Below are 20,120 nucleotides of genomic sequence, written 5' to 3'. Positions count from 1 at the left end.
TCCTCGCCGACCTGCAGACCGTCCGCGAGCGCAAGGGCCGCCTCGCCGGGCTCACCCTCGCCTACTTCGGCGACGGCGCCAACAACATGGCCCACTCCTACCTGCTGGGCGGCGCCCTGGCCGGCATGCACGTGCGCATCGCCGCGCCTGAGGGCTACCGGCCCGACGCCGGCGTGCTCTCCCGCGCGGGCGAGATCGCCGGCGCCACCGGCGCCTCGGTCACCGTCGCCGGCGATCCCGCCGAGGCCGCCGCGGGCGCCGACGTGCTGGCCACCGACGTGTGGACCTCGATGGGCCAGGAGGACGAGGCCGAACAGCGGGTCACCCCCTTCCTCGGCTACGCCGTCGACGAGCAGGCCCTGGCCCTGGCCGCGCCCGGCGCCGTCGTGCTGCACTGCCTGCCCGCCCACCGCGGCGAGGAGATCGCCGCCTCGGTCATCGACGGGCCCAACAGCGCGGTCTGGGACCAGGCCGAGAACCGCCGCCACGCGCAGAAGGCGCTGCTGCACTTCCTGCTCACCGGCGGCGCCGACCCGGACCAGGGCAGAGGAGGCGCGCGACGGTAACGGGTTCCCCTGCCTGAAGGCGGGGGCCTTCCACCCACCCGGGTGGAGGCCCGCCGTTACCAGCACCAGCCAACACCATGGGAGGTGAACCGCGTTGGCTACGTTCCGCACAGGAGAGAAGACCCACCAGGCCGTGCCTCCTCAGCGGCCTACTCTGGAACCCGCCCCAGCAGACAACCCCGGGAACAGGGACGAAACGGGGGGCGGGCGCCGTGAGGCACCCGGTGCGGGACATGTGCGAGAGGAGACCGGCGCCGCTTCCCCCGGCGGCGCCGGCGCCACCCCCGCGCCCTCCGAGGTCGGGGAGCAGCACCGTGAGGTGCCCCCGCACGTTTTCGTGCTCGACACCAACCGCGTGCCGTTGCAGCCGTGCCACCCGGCACGCGCCCGCCAACTCCTGGATAAGGGCCGGGCGGTCGTGCACCGCCGCACCCCCTTCACCATCCGGTTGAAAGACCGCACCGTGGAGAACTCCGAGGTCGACGGCGTCGACGTCGGTATCGACCCCGGGTCCAAGCACACCGGAGTGGCCGTGTTCACCGCCCGCGGGGGCGAGCGGCGCGGCCGGTTCGCGCTCCGGCTCGACCACCGCGGCGCCCTGATCAAAAAGAGGATGGGGCAGCGGTCGGCCTACCGGCGCGGCAGGCGCACCCGCAACCTGCGCTACCGCGCCCCCCGCTTCGACAACCGCACCCGCCCCGCCGGGTGGCTGGCGCCGTCGCTGCACCACCGGGTCGCCACCACGGCCTCGTGGTGGACCGGCTGACCCGGTGGGCGCCCGTGAAGGCGGTGCACGTGGAACGCGCCGCGTTCGACACCCACGCCCTCTCCGCCGGAAAGCCGTTGGAAGGCGCCGACTACCAGCGCGGCACCCTGCACGGCTACGAGGTACGCGAGTACCTGCTGGCCAAGTTCGACCGGGTCTGCGTCTACTGCGGCGCCGCCGGGGTTCCGTTGAACATCGACCACGTCCACCCCAAGTCCCGGGGCGGCACCGACCGGGTGTCCAACCTCGTGTTGGCCTGCATCGGCTGCAACCGGGCCAAGGGCGACCGGCCGGTGGCCGAGTTCGCGCCCAAGCGGGCCGCCGCCGTCCTGAAACGGGCCAAGGCTCCGCTGCGCGACGCCGCGGCGGTGCAGTCGGTGCGGTGGGCGCTGTGGCGCGCGCTGGAGGCCCGCCTGCCCGTCCACGTGGGTTCGGGCGGGCGCACCAAGTACAACCGCACCCGCAACCACCTGCCCAAGACCCACACCCTCGACGCCCTGTGCGTCGGCAAGGTCGACACCGTCACCGCAACCGTCACCGGGGTGCTGGTGGCGGCCTGCACCGGCCGCGGCACCCACGCCCGCACCCGCCCCGACAAACACGGGTTCCCCCGTCTGCTCATGCCCCGCACCAAGCGGTTCTTCGCCTTCGCCACCGGCGACCTCGTCACCGCGACCGTGCCCTCCGGCAAGAACACCGGAACCCACACCGGCCGGGTCGCGGTGCGGTCCAACGGCAAGTTCAACATCACCACCGCCCGCGGCACCGTCCAGGGAATCCACCACCGACACCTCCGCCTGCTCCAACGCAGCGACGGCTACGGCTACACCACCCGAAAGGAGGGAGCGGCTTCCTCCCCGGCCTGAAGGCCGGGGTATCCGCCGCAGAACCCCGATGACCGTCGACGGCGCCGGCTCCCCCATGACCAAGACCGCCCGCCACGCCCGCATCAGCGAGGTCCTCACCCGCCACGACGTCCGCTCCCAGGCGGAGCTGGCGCGGCTGCTGGCCGACAGCGGCGTGCAGGTCACCCAGGCCACGCTCTCGCGCGACCTGGACGAACTGGGGGCGGTCAAGCTGCGCACCGTCGACGGCGAACTGATCTACGTCCTGCCCGGCGAAGGCGGCGAGCGGCTGCAGCGGGCCCGGCCCGACACCCTCGACCTGGAGCGCGCCTCCAACGCCCGCCTGACCCGCCTGGCCGAAGACCTCCTGGTCTCGGCCGAGGCCTCGGCCAACATGGTCGTCGTCCGCACACCGCCGGGCGCGGCCCAGTACCTGGCCTCGGCCATCGACCACACCGACTTCCACGCCATCCTCGGCACCATCGCCGGCGACGACACCATCCTGGTGATCTCCCGCGATCCCGAGGGCGGCGAGGAACTGGCATCAGCGCTGCTGCGGCTGGCCGACCGGCGCCCTTGAGCACCGGGCGGCCGGGGGCGACCGCGGCGCCACACCCACCGAACACACAAGGAGCAAGGACATGACCGAGCGGGTCGTACTCGCATACTCGGGGGGCCTGGACACCTCCGTCGCCATCGGCTGGATCGCCGAGGAGACCGGCGCCGAGGTCGTCGCCGTGGCCATCGACTGCGGCCAGGGCGGCGAGGACCTGGAAGTGGTCCGCCAGCGCGCCCTCGACTGCGGCGCGGTCGAGGCCGTCGTCGCCGACGCCAAGGAGGAGTTCGCCGGCGAGTACTGCGTACCCGCCCTGCAGGCCAACGCCCTCTACATGGACCGCTATCCGCTGGTCTCGGCGCTGTCGCGGCCCCTGATCGTCAAGCACCTCGCCGAGGCCGCCCGGTATCACAACGCCACCATGGTCTCCCACGGCTGCACCGGCAAGGGCAACGACCAGGTGCGCTTCGAAGCCGGCCTGGCCGCCCTCTTCCCCGAGCTGAAGGTCGTCGCGCCGGTGCGCGACTCGGGCATGACCCGGGACAAGGCCATCGCCTTCGCCGAGGAGAAGGGCCTGCCCATCGACGTCTCCAAGAAGTCGCCCTACTCCATCGACCAGAACCTGTTCGGCCGCGCGGTCGAGACCGGGTTCCTGGAGGACATCTGGAACGGGCCCACCGAGGACGTCTACGCCTACACCGACAACCCCGCCGAGCCGCGCGACCCCGACGAGCTCGTCGTCACCTTCACCGCCGGCGTGCCCACCGCCATCGACGGCAAGGAGCTGTCCCCGCTGCAGGTCATCGAGGAGATGAACCGGCGGGCCGGCGCCCAGGGCGTGGGCCGCATCGACATGGTCGAGGACCGGCTCGTGGGCATCAAGAGCCGCGAGGTCTACGAGGCGCCCGGCGCCATCGCGCTGATCACGGCCCACCAGGAGCTGGAGGCCGTCACCGTCGAGCGCGACCTCGCCCGGTTCAAGCGCGGCGTCGACCAGCGCTGGGGCGAGCTGGTCTACGACGGCCTGTGGTTCTCCCCGCTCAAGCAGGCCCTCGACGGCTTCATCGCCCAGGCCAACCAGCACGTCACCGGCGACATCCGCATGGTGCTGCACGGCGGCCGGGCCGTGGTCACCGGGCGGCGCAGCGACGCCTCCCTCTACGATTACGACCTCGCCACCTACGACACCGGAGACACCTACGACCAGTCCATGGCGCGCGGTTTCATCGACGTCTGGAGCATGCCCGCCAAGATCGCCAACCTGCGCGACCGCCGGCAGAGCTGAGGCGACCAAGGCGGCTCAGGCGGCGCTCCCACCGCATCCCCGTCCCGGCCCCGGCGCGCCCGTGCGCCGGGGCCGGGCGACGACACGAAGAACGCAAAGGACACGACCGTGGCCAACGAGAGCGACACCGAGGTCACCCGCCTGTGGGGAGGCCGCTTCGCCGGCGGCCCGTCCGAGGCGCTGGCCCGGCTCTCCCTGAGCACCCACTTCGACTGGCGGCTGGCCCGCCACGACATCGCCGGCTCGCGGGCGCACGCGCGCGTGCTGCACGCGGCGGGGCTGCTCACCGACGACGAGCTCTCGGCGATGCTGGAGGGGCTGGACGTCCTGGAGGCCGACGTGGCCGCGGGCCGGTTCACCCCGGTGCTCGCCGACGAGGACGTGCACACCGCCCTGGAACGCGGCTTCATCGAGCGGGTGGGTCCCGAGCTCGGCGGGCGGCTGCGCGCCGGCCGCTCGCGCAACGACCAGATCGCGACCATGGTGCGGATGTACCTGCGCGAACAGGCCCGCGCCATCGCCGGCGAACTGCTCGACCTCGCCGCGGCACTGGCCGACCAGGCCGAGGCCAACATCACCGTGCCCATGCCCGGCCGCACCCACCTCCAGCACGCCCAGCCGGTGCTGCTCGCCCACCACCTGCTCGCCCACGCCTGGCCGCTGCTGCGCGACGTGGAGCGGCTGCGCGACTGGGACGGCCGCGCCGCCGTCTCGGCCTACGGCTCCGGCGCCCTCGCCGGCTCGTCGCTGGGCCTGGACCCCGAGGCGGTCGCCGCCGAACTGGGCTTCCCCGCCGCCGCGGAGAACTCCATCGACGGCACCGCCGCGCGCGACGTCGTCGCCGAGTTCGCCTTCGTCGGCGCCATGACCGGCGTCGACCTGTCCCGGCTGGCCGAGGAGATCATCCTGTGGGCGACCAAGGAGTTCTCCTTCGCCACCCTGGACGACGCCTTCTCCACCGGCTCCTCGATCATGCCGCAGAAGAAGAACCCCGACATCGCCGAACTCGCCCGCGGCAAGTCCGGCCGCCTCATCGGCGACCTGGCGGGCCTGCTCGGCACGCTCAAGGGGCTCCCGCTGGCCTACAACCGCGACCTGCAGGAGGACAAGGAGCCCGTCTTCGACGCGGTCGACACCCTCACCCTGCTGCTGCCGGCCTTCACCGGCATGGTCGCCACCCTGTCCTTCAACGGCGAGCGCATGGCCGAACTGGCCCCCCAGGGGTTCTCCCTGGCCACCGACATCGCCGAGTGGCTGGTCCGCCGGCGGGTGCCCTTCCGAGAGGCCCACGAGATCGCCGGGGCCTGCGTGCGCACCTGCGAAGAGCGCGGCATCGACCTGCCCGACCTCACCGACGCCGACCTCGCCGCGATCTCGCCGCACCTCACCCCCGGCGTCCGCGAGGTCCTCACCGTCGCCGGATCCCTGGACTCGCGCTCGGCCAAGGGCGGCACCGCCCCCGCCCGCGTCCGCGAGCAGCTGGAGCGGCTGCGCTCGCAGATCGCCGACCACCGCGCGTTCGCGGAGGCCAAGGGGTGAACGCGCGAGCCGCCGCCCGCCGACAGCCCGCCGGACGGGTCGGCGGGGCGGGCGCCGCCGGGCCCTTCGGCGGCACCCGCCCGAACCCCCACTCAACTGGGACTTCCCCCAAACCCCCCGCACCGCCGGAGGTATTGCTGTAGCGTCCTGGGACTGTGGGCACCACGGGTATTGCCTCCTGCGCACCCTGTGACAGGAGGCCGTGGCGCCGGGGGAGGGGCAGCGGCCCGTGCGCAGACGCCGCGCCGGCCGTTCGGCGGGGCCGTCCCGCGGCCGCTGCGAGGATCCGGCCGGGTGCCCGCGTCCGCGTACGCGTCGTGGGGGGACTCGATGAGCGAGCAGGGCGGCACCGACCGCGGTATCAGAGCCCAGCTCAACAGGATCGTGCTGATACCCGGCGTCACATTCCTGGCGCTGTTCGCCGTGCTGAGCACGGCCACGCTCACCCAGGCCGTCTCGCTGCGCGTCGCCACCGGCGACGGGCGGACCGGCGTCTACCTCTACTACTCCATCGTCGAGCTGCAGCGCGAGCGCCGCCTGGCGACCGAGTACGCCAGCGCACCCTCGGAGGAGACCGCCGACGCGCTGCGTCGCCAGACCGGCGTCACCGACGAGGCGCTGCAGGAGGTCGACTCCCGCGCCGGCGGGCTGCGCGGACACGGCGACCCCGCCACCGCCCGCATCGCCGGCAAGTACCTCGCCCGCATCGACGGCCGCACCGGGATCCGCAACGACGTCATGGCCGGCGAGACCGCGCCCCAGGGGGCCCTCGCCGCCTACGACACCATGATCACCACCGGCATCCGCCTCTACGACTCCATCGTCCACCACCTCGACGACGGCCCCTCGGCGACCGCGGGCGCCGACGCCGTGGGCCTCATGCGCGCCCAGGAGTCCTTCACCCGCGGCGACGCCCTGCTCAGCGGCGCCGTCGCCGCCGACCGGCTCACCATCGGCCAGCAGACCCGGTTCGCCTCCCTCGTCGAGGGCATGCGCAGCCGCCTCGACGGCCTCGCCCCCTCCCTGCAGGGCGAAACCGAGCGGACCCACGAGCGCATGGTCGGCAGCTCGGCCTGGAGCCGGATGAACGACATCGCCGACACAGTCATCGGCCACGAGCCCCGGGCCGAGATCGACCCCGTCACCGGCGCCCCGCCGACCGAGCGGACACCGCCCGATGGGCTGGACGACTGGCGCTCCACCGCCGACGACGTCAACGCCGACCTGGTCGCCCTCGCCGACGCCCAGGTCCGCGCCGTCATGGCCGCCACCGACGCCGCCAGCACCTGGATGTTCAACCTCGCGCTAGGCGGCGGCATCCTCTCCCTCTTCGCCGGCACCGTGGCCTACGGCGCCGCCTCGCGTTCGGCCGCGCGCCTGACCGCGCGGCTGAGCCGCCTGCGCGCCGACACCCTCAGCCTCGCGCGCGAGGAACTGCCCCGCATCGTGCGCCGGCTCGCCGACGCCGAACCCGTCGACCTCGACACCGAACTGCGCCGCCTCGACCACGGCACCGACGAGGTCGGCCAGGTCGCCGACGCGTTCAACACCGCCCAGCGCACCGCCGTCAGCGCCGCGGTAAAGGAGGCCGAGACCCGCGCCGGCGTGAACCGCGTGTTCCTGGCCATCGCCCACCGCAACCAGTCCCTGGTGCAGCGCCAGCTCCAGCTGCTGGACCGCGTGGAGCGCGAGGAGGACGACCCCGACCTCCTCGAAGACCTCTTCCACCTGGACCACCTGGCCACCCGCGGACGCCGCAACGCCGAGAACCTCATCATCCTCGGCGGAGGGCGCCCCGGCCGCCGCTGGCGCAACCCCATCCCGCTCATGGACATCCTGCGCGGCGCCATCTCCGAGACCGACGAGTACACCCGCGTCAAGCTGCGCGCGGTCCCCGACCTCTCCCTGTCGGGGTCGGTGGTGGCCGACGTCATCCACCTCGTGGCCGAGCTGGTCGAGAACGCCACCGCCTTCTCGCCGCCGCACACCGTGGTGCACATCAACAGCGAGATCGTGCCCAAGGGCGTGGCCGTGGAGATCGAGGACCGCGGCCTGGGCATGAGCGCACCGGCCCTGGAGGAGGCCAACGCCACCCTGGAGCAGGCGCCGGAGTTCGACGTCATGGCGCTGAACCAGGACTCCCGGCTGGGCCTGTTCGTGGTGGCCCGGCTGGCCGCCAAGCACGACATCAGCGTGCGGCTGTGCCCCTCCCCCTACGGCGGCACCCGCGCGGTGGTGCTCATCCCCGCTGCGCTGATCTCGCCGGCCGAGGCATCGGCCCCCGGCCGCTCCGCACCCGCGCAGCAGGACGCGTCCGGCCAGGGCGGTACCGAGGGCGACGGCCCCGCCGCCCGCACGGCGGGCCGCCGCCGGCGCGAGGTGGCCGCCGGCCCCGCCCAGCCGCTGCCCGGCCCTGCCCAGCAGCCCCGCCCCGACGAACCGGCCGGCCCCCCGGACGAGCAGCCCGCCCCGGCGCCCTCCGGCAGCGGCGGCGAGCGCCCGGCCCTGCCGCGGCGCCGCCGCCAGGCCAACCTCGCGCCGCAGCTGCGCCAGGACCCCGCGCCCACGCCCAAGGGCGGCATCCCGGGCCTGAGCGCGGCGGAGAGCACGCGCGGCCCCGAGGACGCCCGGCGGATGATGAGCGCCTTCCAGAGCGGCACCCGCAGGGGCCGCGAGCAGTCCGACGACGCCGACCGGCCGGATGCTGCGCCGGCCGGAGCGCCAGCCGAAACCGACGACCGGCACCGCTCGGAGCAGGACCCGGCGCACGGGACCGCCGCGGGCGGACCGGGCGGCGACACGGGGGACGCCCACCGGCCGCCGGCACCGGTCGGCGCGGCAGACGACCGCGCGGCCGGGCGGCCGTCGGGCCAACACACGGGAGAGAGCGAATAGATGATGCAGAACCACCACGCCGCAGGCGATCTGAACTGGCTGCTCGACGACCTCGTCGACCGTGTCGTGGGCGCCGAGCACGCGATCGTGCTGTCCGCCGACGGCCTGCTCATCGGGCGGTCCCGCGGCCTCACCGCCGAGGACGGCGAGCACCTCTCGGCGGTCGCCTCCGCCTTCCAGAGCCTGGCCCGCGGCACCGGCAGGCAGTTCGGGGGCGGGGCCGTGCGCCAGACGGTCGTCGAGATGGAGCGCGCCTACCTGTTCGTCACCGCCGCCGGCGAAGGCGCCTGCCTCGCGGTGCTCGCCGACGAGACCGCCGACGTCGGCCTCATCGCCTATGAGATGAACATGCGCATCAAGCGGGTCGGGCAGTTCCTCACCTCCGCGCCGCGCTTCCCCGAATCCATGGCGGCGGGGAGTTCGGGCGCATGAGAAGCACAGGCGAGCACCGCAGGGGGGAGCAGCGCCCGCCGCAGATCCAGGAGACGGCGGCCGCACCGGAACCGGTGCCGCCGCGGGCCGACCCCGACCAAGCGGCCGCTGCACCGCAGAGCGCCGATCCGGCATGGGGCGACTCCGCCCCCCGCGGGGCGCTCGCCCGCGAGGCGGCCGAGGAGCTGCTGCGGCGCCGGCGCCAGCGCCGCGGACACGACGCCGCGTTCCCGCGCCACGGCGCCGCCGGCCCGCTCGTGCGGCCCTACACCGTCACCGGCGGCCGCACCCGGCCCGTCGAAGCCGGACTGGACATGATCAGCATCGTGGTGGCCACCCGCGAGCGGCGGGACTGGGGCGCGCTGGAGCCCGAGCACGCCGCCATCCTGCGGCTGTGCGACCGCCCGGTGTCCGTCGCCGAACTCTCGGCCCAACTCGACCTTCCGATGACCGTGGTCAAGGTGCTCCTCAGCGACCTCATCGCCGACGGCGACATCCTCGCCCGCGCGCCGATGCCGGCTTCGGAGCCACCCCACATGAGCGTTCTCCAGGCGGTACTCGATGGCATCCGCAGACTCTGACACCACCCCGGCGCCCCCCGCCGCCGACCCCGGCGGGCACATCCCGCTGGCCGTGAAGATCCTGGTGGCCGGCGGCTTCGGCGTCGGGAAGACGACCATGGTCGGCTCGGTGAGCGAGATCCCTCCGCTAAGCACCGAGGAGGTCATGACCGAGGCCTCGATGGGTGTCGACGACCTCGGCGGCGTGGAGGAGAAGTCCACGACCACGGTCGCGCTCGACTTCGGGCGCATCACCGTCAACCGCCAGGTCGTCCTCTACCTCTTCGGCACCCCGGGCCAGGGGCGCTTCTGGTTCATGTGGGACGAGCTCGCCGAGGGCGCCCTGGGCGCCGTGGTGCTCGCCGACACCCGCCGGCTCGACACCTGCTTTCCCGCCGTGGACTTCTTCGAGCGCCGCAAGATCCCGTTCGTCGTCGCGGTGAACAGGTTCGACGGCGCCTACGCCTACGAGCCCGAGGAGGTCCGCGAGGCCGTCGACGTGGGCCCGGACGTGCCCATCATCCTCACCGACGCCCGCGAGCGCCAGGAGAGCAAATCGGTGCTGCTGGCACTGGTCGAACACGTAATGCGCCAACGCAGTCCGGCAGTGTCGGCGCGACCGCTACCATAGGCCCACGTTTCTGACCGCGATCACCCGAAGTCCGAGGTCCGGCCCCGTTGCGGGCGCCGGCGCCCAGGCGGCGGGCGAGATCATCCCTCACTAGTCGTTAGCATTCTTCGCGTGAACCCTGACAGCATGCAAAACTCGGACAGACTGCCCCCTCGGGATCTTCCGCGGCGCCGCTCCGGTCGGCACCGCAACCCGCTGTCCTTCGACAGCTGGGTGGGTACCCCGACTCTCGTCCTCGCCGTGCCCGCCGCGGCCGACCCGGAGGCCGACGCCGCCGACACCGACATCGGCGCGCAGATGGCCGACCTCGTGCGCTCCTACCGCCCCGAGGTCGCCATCAGGCACGGCCGCGCGCGGCGAGCAGAGCTCGCCGAGGCCCTCAGCGGCCTGGAGCAGCGCGACGACCACCCGGTGCGCGCGGTGGTGGTCCCCATGGTCACCGGGCCCCACCAGGCCGTCTTCGAGGCCATCGAGGGCGCCGTCGCCGACGCCGGCGCCGACGTGCGCGTCACCGAGGCGCTCGGCCCCCACCCCATGCTCGCCGAGACCCTGCACCTGCGGCTGGCCGAGGCCGGTTTCGTGCGGGCCGACCGGATGCGCCTGATCAGCGTCGTGGCCCCCGGCACCCAGATGACCGACGGCGTCGTCGTCGGTGCGGTCGGCGGCCCCGAGGCGGTCAACGCCGCCGGTGTCACCGCCGTCCTGCTGGCCGCGCGGCTGGGCATTACCGTGCTGCCCGCCGACCTCGAGGACCGGGCGAGCATGGACGACGCCTTCCACCAGCTCTCCACCGCCGGATGCGCCCGCCCCGTGATCGCCCCCAGCCTCGTCGGCCCGGAGTTCCCCGCCGCGCGCCTGGAGCAGCTGGCCCAGCACTACGGCGCCCGTACGAGCGCGCCGCTGGGCGCGGGCAGCACCCTGGCCAAGATCGCAGCTCTCCGCTACGCCGAGGTGCTCAACTCGCTCGGCGCGGAGACCCCGCCCACGGCCGAGGACATCCCCGCTCCCGTGGGCTCCCGCCACCGCCGGGAGAACTGACCGCCCGCCGGCCTCGACGGCGCATCCCTGCGCGCCGTCGAGGCCGGCGGGAGCCGCGCACCCCTTCCGATCACCGGATGTGACCATTCCGCAACACAGCGGCAGGGATCTTCGGTAGCGTCTGTGGTTCCAGGTTGGGGGGACCATGGACGAACATCGACCGACCATACGCAGGCAGCTCACCCGCATCGTGCTGATACCGAGCGTCAGCTTCCTGGTGCTGTGGGCGGCAATGGCCGCCGTCGAGACCTACCAGGCGGGTTCGCTGCTGCTTTCCGTGGCCAACGGCCGCGAGGGCATCGCCGCCTTCGACCGCTTGGCCGACGACCTGCGCGTCGAGCGCAGACTCACCCAGCTCCACCTCGGCGATCCCGACGACGCGCGGGTGCGTCGGGCGCTGGTGGCCCAGCGCGAGGAGACCGACGCCGCCGCGCGGCGCGCCCACGAGTTCGCGGTCGGCGTCGGGCCGGGCCCGCGGGGCGAACCCCTGCCCGGCACCCGCGCCTTCGCGCCGGAGAACGACCGCCTCGCCGGCCTGCGCGCCGACGTCGACCGGGGGATCGACCGCGCTCCCGCGCTGACCTCCTACAGCGATCTCATCGAGGAGACCGCTGAGGCCACCGGCGCGCTGCTGCGCCCGCTGGAGCGGGGCGCGAGCCTGCCCGAGGCCGCGCTCGCGCGCCGCCTGGTCACCGCCCACGAGCAGCTGGCCCGCTCCGACGCCCTGCTGGCCGGCGCGATCGCCGCGGGTGCGATGAACTACCAGGAGACCGCGCACTTCACCTACCTCACCGCCTCCTACCGCGACATCCTCGCCGACGCCGCCGACGAGATGGACGGGGCGACCCTGCGCCGCCACGACGCCCTCGTCACCTCCGGGCCCTGGACCGCGACCGAGCGCCTCAGCCGCGCCGTGGTCACCCGTCCGCCGATGACCGAGGGCGAGGGCGACCGGCCGGCCGAGTGGAACTCCGAGATCGGCGTGGCGGCCGGGGAGTGGGACCGCGCCGCGACTGCGGCCGAGCCCGGCCTGGGTGGGGTGGTCGCCGCCCAGCTCGACAGGACCGTGGACACCGCGTGGAACGCCGCGATGCGCGGCCTGGCCTTGAGCGCGGCCGGCGGCGCGCTCACGCTGGCCGCCGGGGTGGCCGCCATCCTCGTGGCCACGCGCTCCTCGCGCCGGCTCACGGCGCGGCTGCGGCAGCTGCGCGACGACGCGCTCTCGCTGGCCGACGCCCGGCTGCCCGCCATCACCGCCCGCGCCCGCGCGGGCCGCGGCGTCGACGTCACCGCCGAACTGCCCCGGCTCGACTACGGCGGCGACGAGCTCGGCCAGGTCGCCGACGCCTTCAACACCGCCCAGCGCACCGCCGTGGGCGCCGCCGTCAAGGAGGCCGAGATCCGCCGCGGCGCCAACCGGGTGTTCCTGGGCATCGCCTACCGCAACCAGACCCTCGTCCAGCGCCAGTTGCGGGTGCTCGACGAGATCGAGGCCGAGGAGGAGGACCCCCGCGCCCTGCGCCGGCTGTTCACCCTCGACCACCTGGCCACGCGGGCGCGACGCTACGCCGACAACCTGATCATCCTCGGCGGCGCCGGCTCGGCCCGGCGCTGGCGCGAACCCCTGCCGCTGGCCGACGTGCTGCGCGGCGCCATCACCGAGACCGAGGACTACGAGCGCGTCCGGCTGACCTCCGCGCCCCGCGCCCGGCTCAGCGGCGCGGCGGTCGCCGACGTCGTGCACCTGCTGGCCGAGCTCATCGAGAACGCCACGCAGTTCTCGCCCAGCGGCAGTGCCGTCGACGTCAACTGCGGCCGCGTCAGCGGCGGCGTCGCCGTGGAGGTGGAGGACCGCGGCCTGGGCCTCACCGAGGAGGGCTACGCCGAAGCCGCCCGCGTGCTGGGCGAACCCCCCGAGTTCGACGTCATGGCCCTGCCCGAGGAGCCCCGACTGGGGCTGTTCGTGGTGGCGCGCCTGGCCGCACGCCACGGCGTCTCGGTGCGCCTGCGCCCCTCGCCCTACGGGGGCACCAGCGCGACCGCGGTCATCCCCGACCGCCTGCTGGAGTGGGCGCCGACCGAGCCCGACACCCAGCCCTCCGCACTGGTCGAGCACCGTCATCTCAACGGGAACGCACACGGGGCACACGATGGACGCGGATAGAAGTACGGTCGCACACGACCCGGGCCGACTCGTCCGGCCCTTCGCCATCGGCATCGACGGCACACCCGCCACCGCCGGGCTGGGCCTGCTCAGCCGGGTGGCGGCCCGCCGCCCGCCCGGACCCGCCGACCACCTGCGGCCCGAACGCGAGTCGCTGCTGCGGCTGGCCGCCGAACCGCAGAGCGTCGCCGAGCTCTCCGCCCTGGTCGGACTGCCGCTGAGCGTCGCCAAACTGCTCATCGCCGACATGATCGAGGCCGGCGACCTGGAGCCGTGCACCGCCGAGCCCCAGCTCTCCGGCGACGACGTGCTCCAGGTGCTGTTGGACGGCCTGCGCGCGCTCTGAGGGGGCCGCGGGGCGCTGGGGTGCCCCGGGCGCCGATCGCCCGCGCCCGCACGTGCGCGGCGGGTGCGGGCCGACCCGCGTGCGCGGACTCCGCAGCCCTCCTGGCCCCCGCCGCTTCCGCGGGTGACATGCTGGCATTCGTGTCCCGGACACCAAGACCGGTATCTCCCCGCTGTGGAGGGGGTTCCTTGGAGGAGAGGCGATGAGCATCGAACGCGTCGGGATCATCGGTGGTGGGATCATCGGACTCGCGCTGGCCAGGTGGATCACGCAGAACCGGCCCGGCGCCCGCGTCACCGTCCTGGAGAAGGAGGAGGCGGTCGCCCGCCACCAGACCGGGCACAACAGCGGGGTCGTGCACGCCGGGCTGTACTACCGCCCGGGTTCGCTCAAGGCGCTGCTGTGCAGGCGCGGCACCGGGCTGCTGCGCGACTACTGCGTCGAGCGCGGCCTGCCCTTCGAGCAGGTCGGCAAGGTCCTGGTCGCCCGCGACTCCGAGGACGCCGCGCGGCTCGACGACATCGAGCGCCGCGCCGAGGCCAACGGTGTGCCCGGGGTGAGGCGGCTGGGGCCCGACGGCCTGCGCGAGGTCGAGCCGCACGTGCGCGGCGTCGCCGGCCTGCACTCGCCCACCACCGCGGTCACCGACTTCATCGCGGTCGCCGAGGCGCTGGCCGACGACGTGCGCCGCGCCGGCGGCCGCATCGTGCTGGGCGCACCGGTCATCGCGCTGCGCCAGAGCACCGACACCGCCGAGGTGCTCACCGGCGACCCGCGCGGCGAGCGCGTGCGCCGCACCTTCGACCGGGTGATCATCTGCGGCGGCCTGCACAGCGACCGCCTCGCCCGCATGGCGGGCGCGCCCGGGGACCCGCGCATCGTGCCGTTTCGCGGTCAGTACCACGAGCTGGCGCCCGGAAGCCGGTACCTGGTGCGGGGGCTGATCTACCCCGTGCCCGACCCCCGCTACCCGTTCCTGGGTGTGCACCTGACCCGGCACGTCCACGGAGAGGTCATGGCCGGACCCAACGCGATCCTGGCGGCCGCACGCGAGGGCTACCGGCTGCGCGACGTGGTCCCCCGCGACTTCGCCGACACCCTCTCCTTCCCCGGCTTCTGGCGGCTCGCGCGGCGCCACTGGACCATGGGCGCCCGCGAGATGGCGGTCTCGGCCTCCACCGCCGTCTTCGCCGGCCAGGCGCGCCGCCTGGTGCCCGCGATCACCACCGCCGACCTGCGGCCCGCCCCCGCGGGGGTGCGCGCCCAGGCGCTCACCCGCACGGGCGAGCTGCTCGACGACTTCGCGGTCGACACCCACGGCCGGGTGTCCTGCGTGCGCAACGCCCCCTCGCCGGCGGCGACCTCGTCGCTGGCCATCGCCGAGCATCTGGGCGAGAAGGTGCTCTTCGGCTGAGGCCGCGGGCGGCGGCATGCGCGCGCACGCCGCCGCCCGCGGGGGGTGGGGACTTCGGCGGATCCGTGCTCAGCAGGCGGAGCCCAGCAGGTCCTCCAGGGCCGCCGCCTCCGCGGAGTCGGCGCTCAGGCCCCACTCGAACTTCACGTTGATCCAGGACTTGGCGTAGTCGCAGTGGACGGCGCTGCGCTCGGGCAGCCACTCGGCGGGGTCGCGGTCGCTCTTGGAGCTGTTGCTGGAGATGCTGACGGCCCACAGCTGCGGTGTCGCGAGGTCGTTGGCGAAGGACTCGCGGCGCGCGGTGGACCAGGTGGCGGCGCCGGAGCGCCAGGCCTCGGCCAGCGCCACCATGTGGTCGACGCTGACCTCGGAGGGGTCGGAGGTGGTGAAGCCGTCGTAGGGGCTGGTCCAGCGGCCGGCGTCGGGATAGCAGTCGGCGCCGACCTCGACGCCCACGCCGTCGCGGCGCAGCACCGCCTCGCGGGCGTTGCAGTTGCCCTGCACCGCCGACCAGTGCGGGAACAGGTCGCGGTCGTATCCGGAGGAGGAGCCCTCCGGCGCGATCCGCAGCTGCGCCAGCTGGGATCTGGCCTCGTTCAGACTCGGCGGCGGTGGCGGCGCCGCCTGAGCGGGCACCGCCGAGGCGGTCACCAGGGCGAGGGCGGCCAGTGCCGCGGCGAGCACGGACAGGATCGGACGTGAAGGGGCGGCCATAAGGTCTCCAAAGGCGGGCGGGGGTGTGTTTGGGCGCAGGCCCGCTGGGTTTTCCGCGCGGGACTGCGGGGCGCTTTGAGGCGCCGTCTTCCCTCCTCGCTCAGTCGCTCGTTCCTCGCTTCCTCGCTCGTCAGTCCAGACGGCGCCGCGCCCCGCAGTCCCGCTGTGGGCCTGCTTAGCCCCCGAGGCTGGCCCACAGCGGGTGAGCGGCGAAACACGCGGGGTGTGAACAAACCCTTACTCCGGATGGCCGGAACCCGACGCCCGCTGCGGATTCGCAGAGGCGCCACCGGCGAGGCCGCCCTCGCGCCGGCCCCCGAGCGGTCAGCCGCCGTGCGCGCCGTCCGCGCCCTCCTGAGCGGCCGCGGAGACCGGCCAGTCCCGCAGCGTCCGCACCAGGGCCTCCACTAGCACGTCGAAGCTCGCGTCCACGCCTTGCGGCAGCCCGAAACCCCCGCTCAGCTCCAGGTCGACGAAGCCGTGCAGTGCGCTGCGCACCGTGCGAATGACGTCGATAAGCGCCTCATCGGCCAGACCGAAACCCCGCACCACCGGAACCAGCACTTCGACCGAGCGGTAGAAGACGGCGGCGCCCTCATCGTCCTCGCCGGGCCGCGGCGCCGCTTGCTGCAGCGCCGCGTAGCGCCCCGGATGGGCGCGCGCGTAGTCGCGGTAGGCGCGGGCCGCGGCGCGCAGCGCGTCGGCTTCGGCGCGGCCGATCGCGGCGCGCCCGAGCGCTTGGGCGAAGTCTGCCGCGGCCGCCATGGCGACTTCGCGGCGCAGCGCCTCCAGGCCGCCGACGTGCTTGTAGAGACTGGGAACCGCGACGCCGAACCGCTTGGCCACGGCCGCCAGGGAGAGCCGGTCGAACCCCTGCTCGTCGCAGAGCCGAGCGGCCTCCTCGGTCACTGCGGCGGGGGTGAGCCCCGCTCTAGGCACGGGGACGGGGGAGGCCGGGGGAGCCCTCGCCGGCGCCGGCGAAGTCGAGGACGGCTTGCGCCACCATCTCCGACTGCTGCGCCTGCGGGTAGTGGCCGGCATCGGGGACCATGAGCACCTGCGCGCCGAGCCGCTCGCCCATCCACGCGGCCTCGCCGGCGGGGTCGTCCCAGTCGCCGTCGAGTTCGCCCATCACCACCAGAGCGGGTGCGGAGACCTCGTCCAGGCGGGCGGGCACCGGGCGGTAGGCGTTGGCGATGGTCGATCGGACCGCGCGGTAGCGGTCGCGGGGCGACAGCTGTGCGCGGATGGCGGCCAGGTGATCGGCGTGGTCGTCGGGGGTGCGGCCGGCGAAGAGGCCGGAGAGGTACTTGTGCACGAACGCGGGGCCCCACGGGCGCAGGAGCATCGTGCGCATGGCCAGGCGCGTGAAGCCGGCCATGCCGTCCCCGCGCAGGAAGGCACCGATCAGGACCAGGCCGCCGACCAGGTCGGGGCGGACCGCGGCGGCCCAGGCGGCGGCGGTGGCGCCGAGCGAGTTGCCGACGATCAGCGCCGGGCCGCCGCCCAGTTCCTCGATGAGGGCGACGGCGTCGTCGGCGGTGGCCACGGTCGAGTAGTCGGTGAACGAGATGTCGCTGTCGCCGTGGCCGCGCAGTTCCATGGCCGCCACGCGGTAGCCGGCCGCGGCCAGCTTCGGCGCCAGGTGCCGGTAGGTGCCGCGGACGTCGGCCATACCGGGGATGCACACGACCAGCGGGCCCGTGTTGTCGGCTGCGTGGAGTTCGTAGGCGATCCGCCCTTCGGGGCGCTGCAAGTGCTGCACGGGGACTCCTCGGTCGGGCGGGGCGGTGTTCGCATTGCGGCTCATATCCATAACCAGAAAGCTAATCCTATTAGCTCCGCCTGTCAACGGGCCGGTCGCGGGCGAGCGGTGGGATATCCGCACGCGCGCCGCCGACGCAGCGGATACGGTGGATGGCGTTCGACCGGAAACCACGGCGGCCCCGCGCGGCCCGGTGCGGCGGCCCCCTCGACGGAAAGACGACCGTGACCGACATCATCGACGACCTCGAATGGCGCGGGCTCCTCGCGCAGACCACCGACCTTGACGAACTCCGCAAGGCTCTCGCCGATGGCCCGGTCACCCTCTATTGCGGCTTCGACCCGACCGCCGGCAGCCTGCACATCGGCCACCTCACCCAGATCCTCACCCTCGCGAGGTTCCAGCGGGCCGGGCACCGGCCGATCGCGCTCGTCGGCGGCGGAACCGGGCTCATCGGCGACCCCAAGGCCACCGCCGAGCGCGCGCTGAACTCGGTGGAGGTCGTCGAGCAGTGGGTCGACATCCTCGGCCGCCAGCTTTCGGCGTTCCTGCGCTTCGCCCCCGAGGGCGGCACGGCGGGAACCACCGACGCGCTGCTGGTCGACAACGGCCGGTGGCTGCGTTCCATGAGCGCGATCGATCTGCTCCGCGACGTCGGCAAGCACTTCAGCATCAACCAGATGCTCGCTCGCGAGACGGTGCGCAGCCGCCTCGACGGCGACGGGATGAGCTACACCGAGTTCAGCTACGTGCTGCTGCAGTCCTACGACTACGTCGAGCTGTACCGCCGCCACGGCTGCACCCTGCAGATCGGCGGCAGCGACCAGTGGGGCAACATCACAGCGGGCCTCGATCTGATCCGCCGCATGGACGGCAACGACCCGCACGGGCCCGCCCACGCGCTGACCACCAACCTGCTCACCAAGAGCGACGGCAGCAAGTTCGGCAAGACCGAGTCGGGCGCGGTGTGGCTGGACGCCGAGCTGACCAGTCCCTACGCCTTCTACCAGTTCTGGTTCAACGCCGATGACCGGGACGTGGGGCGCCTCCTGCGGTTCTTCAGCTTCCGCGGCCGCGAGGAGATCGAGGACCTTGAGCGCCAGACCGCGCAACGCCCGGCGGCCCGCGCCGCGCAGCGGGCCCTGGCCGAGGAGATGACCACGCTCGTGCACGGCGAGGAGGAGTGCCGCAAGGCCGTCGAGGCCAGCCGCGCCCTCTTCGGGCAGGGCGACCTGGCCGGCCTGGACGAGCGCACCCTGGGCGCCGCGATCGCCGAGGTCCCCAATGTCACTCCGGCCGGCTCGGCGGCGGACCTGCCGCCGGTGGTCGACCTGCTCGCGGGCACCGGTCTGGTGGCGAGCAAGTCGGCGGCCCGCCGCACGATCCAGGAGGGCGGGGCGTACGTGAACAACGCCAAGGTGACCGACGTCGAGGCCCGGGTGGCACCGGAGGATCTGCTGCACGGGCGCTACCTCGTTCTGCGGCGGGGCAAGCGCAACGTCGGCGGAGTTGTCCTCGGCGAGGAGTGAGGGCCGAGCAGCGACCGGCGGGCATGGGCGCGCGCGGAGTGCGCCGTCCCATGCCCGCTCTGACCGCCGCAGAGACCGGTCCCGGAGCGGGCCGCGGAATAGCCCGGCCTCCCGGTGTGTTTAGCCGATGCCCGCGGGGGGCAGGAACCCCGATGGCAACAGAAGAACTTTGACCTACCGCGCGGTCCCGCCGTCCGGCCGATGGCCGGCAGGGAGCCGCGTGAGCACGGGACGCAGGCGCCCGATCCGATACGCCCCCGGCCGAGTCCCGACCACGGCCGGCGGAGCGCAGGATGAACGGCCGATTTGACGCTTCCGTGCGCGGAACCTATCGTATATAGGCCGATGCGGGCCGGTGAACAGCCGTCAGGCGTTCGAGCCGGACCGCACTCGATACCCTGGGAAATCAAGGCACGCACGAGTTGTGCGCCTGGTAACCTGATCCGAAGAGCCGGTCGCCTTAACGGGCGTATCGGAGACTTCGGGAATGAGCCGGATCCGAACGGCGGCCAATTTGGCGGCCTCATCGTGAGCTGGTAAATTCGAAGCAGAAAGCGGATCTGCTGAGCCTGCGTGTAAGCGGCTTGCGGGTCCGCGGGGAGATTCCGTCTCTTGGGAAGAGCCTGGGGAGCCTGCCGGTTGGCGGGTTCGGGCTTGTGCCGGATGAGCGGTTGCTTCTTGAGAACTCAACAGCGCGTGTTCAACTTTGTGCCAAGTTTGTTTTGGCCCCGTGGGACCAGCCCCTCTGTGTGGGGTGTGGTTCCGGGGTTCCTTTGATGGGCCCGGGTTCGCCTCTCGGTCGCGGTTTGCGCGGTCGGGTGGGTTTTTCCGGGTCGTGTCAGGGTTCAGACCTTTGATGGAGAGTTTGATCCTGGCTCAGGACGAACGCTGGCGGCGTGCTTAACACATGCAAGTCGAGCGGTAAGGCCCTTCGGGGTACACGAGCGGCGAACGGGTGAGTAACACGTGAGCAACCTGCCCCCGACTCCGGGATAAGCCGGGGAAACCCGGTCTAATACCGGATAGGACGCCCTGTCGCATGGCGGGGTGTGGAAAGGTTTCTTTCCGGTCGGGG

The 20,120-nt window shown here is 73.4% G+C and carries 15 protein-coding genes, 1 rRNA gene and 2 pseudogenes; 15 read left to right on the top strand and 3 right to left on the bottom strand.

Annotated features, from left to right (window positions below; genetic code table 11):
- The 13 genes and pseudogenes from FZ103_RS16615 to lhgO all read left to right on the top strand — a co-directional run.
- A pseudogene (locus tag FZ103_RS16615) lies at positions 1 to 566 on the top strand (ornithine carbamoyltransferase); the annotation flags it as partial.
- 133 nt (positions 567 to 699) lie between these two features.
- Positions 700 to 2,198: pseudogene (gene iscB / locus FZ103_RS26220) on the top strand (RNA-guided endonuclease IscB).
- 28 nt (positions 2,199 to 2,226) lie between these two features.
- Entirely contained in the window at positions 2,227 to 2,757 is a 531-nt protein-coding gene (locus FZ103_RS16605) for an arginine repressor (RefSeq protein ID WP_156002434.1), read from the top strand.
- Between the two features lie 61 nt (positions 2,758 to 2,818).
- Positions 2,819 to 4,018 (top strand): argininosuccinate synthase, encoded by a 1,200-nt coding sequence (locus FZ103_RS16600; protein WP_156002433.1) that lies wholly within the window; start codon positions 2,819 to 2,821, stop codon positions 4,016 to 4,018.
- Positions 4,019 to 4,126: 108 nt separating this feature from the next.
- The gene (argH, locus tag FZ103_RS16595) at positions 4,127 to 5,557 is read left to right on the top strand and encodes an argininosuccinate lyase (RefSeq protein ID WP_186356419.1); all 1,431 of its coding nucleotides are present in this window, start codon (positions 4,127 to 4,129) and stop codon (positions 5,555 to 5,557) included.
- A gap of 330 nt (positions 5,558 to 5,887) precedes the next feature.
- The gene (locus FZ103_RS16590; RefSeq protein WP_156002910.1) at positions 5,888 to 8,452 is read left to right on the top strand and encodes a nitrate- and nitrite sensing domain-containing protein; all 2,565 of its coding nucleotides are present in this window, start codon (positions 5,888 to 5,890) and stop codon (positions 8,450 to 8,452) included.
- Positions 8,453 to 8,884 carry a roadblock/LC7 domain-containing protein gene (locus FZ103_RS16585; protein WP_156002432.1) on the top strand — a complete coding sequence of 144 codons (432 nt, stop codon included), beginning with the start codon at positions 8,453 to 8,455 and terminating at the stop codon, positions 8,882 to 8,884.
- A gap of 188 nt (positions 8,885 to 9,072) precedes the next feature.
- Entirely contained in the window at positions 9,073 to 9,465 is a 393-nt protein-coding gene (locus tag FZ103_RS16580; protein ID WP_343233601.1) for a DUF742 domain-containing protein, read from the top strand.
- Complete coding sequence (locus FZ103_RS16575; protein WP_156002430.1) at positions 9,446 to 10,075, top strand: ATP/GTP-binding protein; 630 nt, start codon at positions 9,446 to 9,448, stop codon at positions 10,073 to 10,075. The genes FZ103_RS16580 and FZ103_RS16575 overlap by 20 nt, the downstream gene beginning before the upstream one ends.
- Positions 10,076 to 10,201: 126 nt before the next feature.
- On the top strand, positions 10,202 to 11,113 hold the full coding sequence (locus tag FZ103_RS16570) for a sirohydrochlorin chelatase (RefSeq protein WP_156002429.1): 912 nt from the start codon (positions 10,202 to 10,204) through the stop codon (positions 11,111 to 11,113).
- Positions 11,114 to 11,258: 145 nt separating this feature from the next.
- Positions 11,259 to 13,277 carry a nitrate- and nitrite sensing domain-containing protein gene (locus FZ103_RS16565; protein ID WP_255430075.1) on the top strand — a complete coding sequence of 673 codons (2,019 nt, stop codon included), beginning with the start codon at positions 11,259 to 11,261 and terminating at the stop codon, positions 13,275 to 13,277.
- Complete coding sequence (locus FZ103_RS16560; protein ID WP_156002428.1) at positions 13,264 to 13,623, top strand: DUF742 domain-containing protein; 360 nt, start codon at positions 13,264 to 13,266, stop codon at positions 13,621 to 13,623. Before FZ103_RS16565 ends, FZ103_RS16560 begins: the two co-directional genes overlap by 14 nt.
- Positions 13,624 to 13,825: 202 nt before the next feature.
- On the top strand, positions 13,826 to 15,037 hold the full coding sequence (gene lhgO / locus FZ103_RS16555; protein ID WP_156002427.1) for an L-2-hydroxyglutarate oxidase: 1,212 nt from the start codon (positions 13,826 to 13,828) through the stop codon (positions 15,035 to 15,037).
- A gap of 69 nt (positions 15,038 to 15,106) precedes the next feature.
- Here lhgO and FZ103_RS16550 read toward each other — a convergent pair whose 3' ends face one another.
- From FZ103_RS16550 to FZ103_RS16540, 3 genes are all read right to left on the bottom strand, one after another.
- Positions 15,107 to 15,751, bottom strand: a complete 645-nt coding sequence (locus FZ103_RS16550; RefSeq protein ID WP_156002426.1) for a DUF1524 domain-containing protein — start codon at positions 15,749 to 15,751, stop codon at positions 15,107 to 15,109.
- Between the two features lie 324 nt (positions 15,752 to 16,075).
- Positions 16,076 to 16,660, bottom strand: coding sequence for a TetR/AcrR family transcriptional regulator (locus FZ103_RS16545; RefSeq protein WP_394350113.1), 585 nt, complete (start codon positions 16,658 to 16,660; stop codon positions 16,076 to 16,078).
- Between the two features lie 22 nt (positions 16,661 to 16,682).
- A complete protein-coding gene (locus tag FZ103_RS16540) occupies positions 16,683 to 17,516 on the bottom strand; it encodes an alpha/beta fold hydrolase (RefSeq protein ID WP_186356417.1) in 834 nt (277 codons plus the stop codon).
- Positions 17,517 to 17,740: 224 nt separating this feature from the next.
- On the opposite strand from FZ103_RS16540, the gene tyrS reads away from it, so the two are divergent.
- Positions 17,741 to 19,045 (top strand): tyrosine--tRNA ligase, encoded by a 1,305-nt coding sequence (gene tyrS, locus FZ103_RS16535; protein ID WP_186356416.1) that lies wholly within the window; start codon positions 17,741 to 17,743, stop codon positions 19,043 to 19,045.
- Between the two features lie 853 nt (positions 19,046 to 19,898).
- Positions 19,899 to 20,120: ribosomal RNA gene (locus FZ103_RS16530) — 16S ribosomal RNA — on the top strand; the annotation flags it as partial.

The sequence above is a fragment of the Streptomonospora sp. PA3 genome (genome assembly GCF_009728995.1).
GTDB lineage: Bacteria > Actinomycetota > Actinomycetes > Streptosporangiales > Streptosporangiaceae > Streptomonospora.
Note: the sequence above shows the minus strand (reverse complement) of the source record. Positions and strands in the feature narration are given on the sequence as shown.